This window comes from Marinobacter alkalisoli (genome assembly GCF_045449795.1).
GTDB lineage: Bacteria > Pseudomonadota > Gammaproteobacteria > Pseudomonadales > Oleiphilaceae > Marinobacter.
This window is the reverse complement of record NZ_JBJJLB010000036.1, coordinates 1-3,974: the sequence shown is the minus strand read 5'-3', so window position 1 is coordinate 3,974 and position 3,974 is coordinate 1. Positions and strand designations below refer to the sequence as shown.

The 3,974-nt window shown below is 48.4% G+C and carries 4 protein-coding genes; all 4 read left to right on the top strand.

Annotated elements, in window-relative coordinates:
* Positions 1-58 precede the first annotated feature (58 nt).
* The 4 genes from ACJO3M_RS16185 (at position 59) to ACJO3M_RS16170 (ending at position 3,538) form a co-directional block, all read left to right on the top strand.
* Positions 59-1,239, top strand: a protein-coding gene (locus tag ACJO3M_RS16185) for an IS3 family transposase (protein ID WP_407001579.1) whose coding sequence is annotated in 2 segments (ribosomal slippage) — positions 59-355 and positions 358-1,239 — 1,179 coding nt in all. Because the reading frame shifts where the segments join, the coding sequence is not laid out codon by codon here.
* A 573-nt stretch (positions 1,240-1,812) separates the two neighbouring features.
* On the top strand, positions 1,813-2,082 hold the full coding sequence (locus tag ACJO3M_RS16180) for an Imm32 family immunity protein (RefSeq protein ID WP_407002422.1): 270 nt from the start codon (positions 1,813-1,815) through the stop codon (positions 2,080-2,082).
* A 241-nt stretch (positions 2,083-2,323) separates the two neighbouring features.
* Positions 2,324-3,094 carry a hypothetical protein gene (locus ACJO3M_RS16175; protein ID WP_407002421.1) on the top strand — a complete coding sequence of 257 codons (771 nt, stop codon included), beginning with the start codon at positions 2,324-2,326 and terminating at the stop codon, positions 3,092-3,094.
* Between the two features lie 117 nt (positions 3,095-3,211).
* Positions 3,212-3,538 carry a hypothetical protein gene (locus tag ACJO3M_RS16170; protein ID WP_407002420.1) on the top strand — a complete coding sequence of 109 codons (327 nt, stop codon included), beginning with the start codon at positions 3,212-3,214 and terminating at the stop codon, positions 3,536-3,538.
* The last annotated feature ends 436 nt before the right edge of the window (positions 3,539-3,974 follow it).

The window sequence follows — 3,974 nt, the reverse complement described above, 5'->3', positions numbered from 1 at the left end:
CTGGACTTCCCCCAGTGTAGTGGACACGCATCGATAACTCCGCAATAGGAGAAAACCGATGCCGGAGATGATCACGGGGAAGAAAACTCAGCAGTACAGCACTGAGTTCAAAGTCAAAGCGGTGGAGTGGAGTCACCAGGCCCACCGAAGTGTCAAAAGCGTAGCCGAAGCGCTGGATATCCACCCCTTCATGCTGTCACGCTGGCGCAAGGAATACCATGAAGGAAAGTTCGCCATGAAACGGGTCAAGAAAGCGCCAGCCGAGGCCAAGCAGAAGATCCAGGAACAGGACGAGGTTGCCCGCCTGAAACGCCGGATATCGGAGCTTCAGGAGGAAAACGACATTCTAAAAAAGTTTCAACGTTTTCAGGCCGAGGAACGACGGAAGCGTTCCGATTCGTCTGGAAACACCGACGGGAACACGGAGTAAAGGCCCTGTGTCGGCACCTGGAGATCTCACGATCGGGCTACTACGCCTGGGCAAACCGGAAGCCCAGTCAACGAGCCGCTGAGAATGCGGAGTTGCTGTTGAAGATCCGCCGCATCTACAACGAGAGCAAAGGCCGATACGGCAGTCCTCGGGTTTACCAGGCGCTTCGACGTGAGGGCGTTGAAGTGGGTGAAAATCGAGTGGCCAAGCTGATGCAGGAATGGGGCATGAAAGCTCGAGTAGCCCGTGTATACCGGCGTTTGACGAAGCTGCGTGATGACTTGAAAGCCTTGCCGAATCATCGTCTGAATGCCGAGAAGCCCGTCACGGTAAACCAGCAATGGAGCAGCGATGTCACCTACATCAAGCTGGGCAAGAAATACGTGTTCCTGGCGGTGGTGCTGGACTTGTTTTCACGGAGAATCATCAGTTGGCGACTGGGAGAGAATCTGAATGCAGACTTCGCCAGGGCCACGCTCAGGGAGGCCTTCAAAACCCGAAAACCGGCTTCAGACCTGTTATTTCATACCGACCGAGGCATCGAGTATCGGGCTCATAAAACACAGGCTCTGCTGAATCGGCATCAGGTGCGCCACAGCATGAATCGCCCTGGGCAGTGTACTGACAACGCGGAGGTGGAGTCCTTCTTCAAGACGTTGAAGGGAGAATTGCTACACGCCACCAGCTTTGTGACGCTGAGACAGTTACGAAAGCATATAAGTGACTATATTGAAGACTTCTATAATAGCCACCGGCTGCACAGTGGCCTTGGCTACCGGACTCCGCTAGAGTTCGAAGGAATTAGCTGATGGCGCGTGTCCGATTTATTGGGGGAAGTCCATTCCGGGCCTGAAGGCCCTCCACCGGACAGCCTTGTCGCCGCTTCGCTCTGTCAAGGCTGCCGCTGAACAACGGCGTTAAGTTTACAAACTATGAGCTGTATCTGCGCATCGAAAAATCAGTATCTTGAGCTTCACCCAGATGAGGAGCTGCCGCAATTCATAGATTCTCTCACCAAGTTTGAAGAGAGTGGTGACTATGGGCTTTTCGAGTGCCCCAGCTGCCATCAGCTATGGATTATCGACATCCACTCTCGCGGACCTTTGGCGGTGAAAGTTCAATCAGAATCCGAATTCCTTAAGTTCGATGATGTTCAGTACCGGAAAGATTTAATGGTTCAGCTCCAAGGCGGTTTATCAGGGGAACTCTGCATTCAGTCCGGCTGCGAGAAAAATGCGTTAAATGGGCTGCGGTTCTGTATTGATCACGCGATGGAATGGTAAAACTTAACAAGGTCAGTCACGGCGACGTCTACTACATTGCGGCTTCGCCTCCATTCCGTAGCCGCGCGTGCTGAGCGGCGTTAAAGGGCAGGAGCAGTCATGGAAGATTACATGCTTACATTCGAGCTCAACATAGAGGACGAGTCGCAGGAGTTGGCCATTCACGGGTCTCCTGATGGCCTAGAGGCACTGGCTCATTCCTTACTGCGTCTCGTGAAAAATACCAAGCAAGGGTATTTTGATCACGATCACCTTATGTCCGAGTCGTGGGGTGGCACGGAGCTCACCTCAGAGCCCCAATCTGAGGATGCTGAGCTTTTGCATCACGTCAAAATCTACTGCTACAAAGGCGGGAAATTCCAGTGCTGAGTAAGGCCGCTTTAACAAATAGTTGTAGTACGTTCCGGCCTGGCGGCCTCCACCGGACGCCCCTGTCGGGGCGCCGCTAAACAAAAGCGTTAGCTTACCTACCCACGGATAGAGGAATATTTTGAGTCATTACTGTTTCATAAAAGATAGGTATGCAAACTTTGGGCATTTAATTTATCGAGTTCGAGAAATATCTGAACAAGATAAATACGTCAATAGATGGACTAAGGCATACACGGAAATGATAAAGAAAGGTGGCTCCGAAGAAGTATATCAATGGGGTATTAGAATTCATAAATCACTAAAAGAAGTGTTTACTGCGACTAGCTTCTATCAAGAAGCTTTAATAGCAAAAGAGGCGAACTCTTGGGCAGCTTTCTTTTTCCTCAGTTATTATTCATTATTTCACTCCTTGATGTCATGCGTGGTTTTATTACCTAGTGAAAGTATTGAAAATTTATCAAAAATCACTCACACAAAGCTAATAAAGTTGTTTAAGGCACAATTTAGTGATCAAAAGCCGCATATGATAAGAGAGGATATCGGTGATGTTTTTTATATGTTTAAGTATTTGAGAGAGTATTACTCGTATAACATGCCACCAAATGATTTTCTTTATGAACTTGAAAATAGTTTTCAGCCTGATAAAAAGCTTCCATTCTTTATACGGTCATGCATTCAGCTTGCTAGCTTACACTCTGAAATCATTGAGAGGTGCTTTGAAAAACATGGCTCCACAAAAAAGAACCTTGTGCCCCCTGACGATATAAAAAATTGGTACAAGTTACTTAACTGCCCTAAACAACCATTAACGGAAGAGCATGTATTGCACTTTTCAGATAGGCTTAAAATGAACGAGGTTTTATCTGCACCAGACCCAGTATCATTTTCAGTAATACTCGAACACTTTATTGATGAATTTAGGCTTTATGAAGGAGCCCAATTTCCCAAGTTTGCTGATGGTACTGAAATAGATCCTGGTAAATTTGTGTACAAAGTCTTGCGAGGGTAAGCTAACAAACTGTTAAACAAGGACAAAAAACAGTAGGTTTTGCTCCTTCGTCGCTAATTTTAACCAACTATTTTTGCCTGTTAACAGGGCGTTAGGCATTTTGATAAGGAGTGTAATGTGAGATTTAGTTATCAAGCCGAGAAATTTTCATCAGCGCGCAGTGCCTTAATGCTTCCTCACACCGGGGGCGAGCACGAATCGATAGCAGGTGCGTTTCACGAAATTAGTTTGGCTCTACATCAATTTGATCGTTCAAAGCTTGATGACAATGCGACTACTTGGGTCAGAAATCTTGATGCTCTAATGGACACTACAGGCCTTTCCGACCCAAACAAAGAAGGGCTCTGGGCGGTCAAAGCTAAAACTCTATCTGACGACGATAAAATTGAGTTATCTCATGTGGTTGATGAGCTGGCCCACTGGTTTGACCATGCGGAGATTTAGCGGCTGGTGTCGGCGTAATGCCTAACCATGCGCTTAAGTTCGTTCCCGTCCTGGCGGCCGTCCACCGGACGCCCTTGTCAGGGCGCCGCTTAGCTTCGCTACATGGACTCCCCCTGCGGTCAAGCAACGCCATTTGAATCCGAAGCGGTTTGAGACTGCAGCTCTACATTCGGCCTCTTTGTGGGCACTTCTGCCCGGGCCAGGATGATGATGCGTGTGAGCGATGGCCTCATTCGTTAGTCGGCTTTTGACAGCCGCTGAGCTAAACAGGCTCTATCACTCTCGGTCTGACCGTTCCGTCATCGCTTGCCGTTGCAAGACTCGGCTGGCAGGCGTGTTCTGCCTGTCGTTGTTGCTCGGTTATCAGCCCGACACGGGCTGTGTTTTAAACTCTGTCTGGTTCATCAGTAGTGCCCAGATAATTCGGGCATTTTTT

Excerpts from the sequence above, each read along its gene's own strand:
- ACJO3M_RS16180 (WP_407002422.1), top strand. The coding sequence starts at position 1,813 with ATGGAAGATTACATGCTTACATTCGAGCTCAACATAGAGGACGAGTCG.
- ACJO3M_RS16175 (WP_407002421.1), top strand. The coding sequence starts at position 2,324 with ATGATAAAGAAAGGTGGCTCCGAAGAAGTATATCAATGGGGTATTAGA.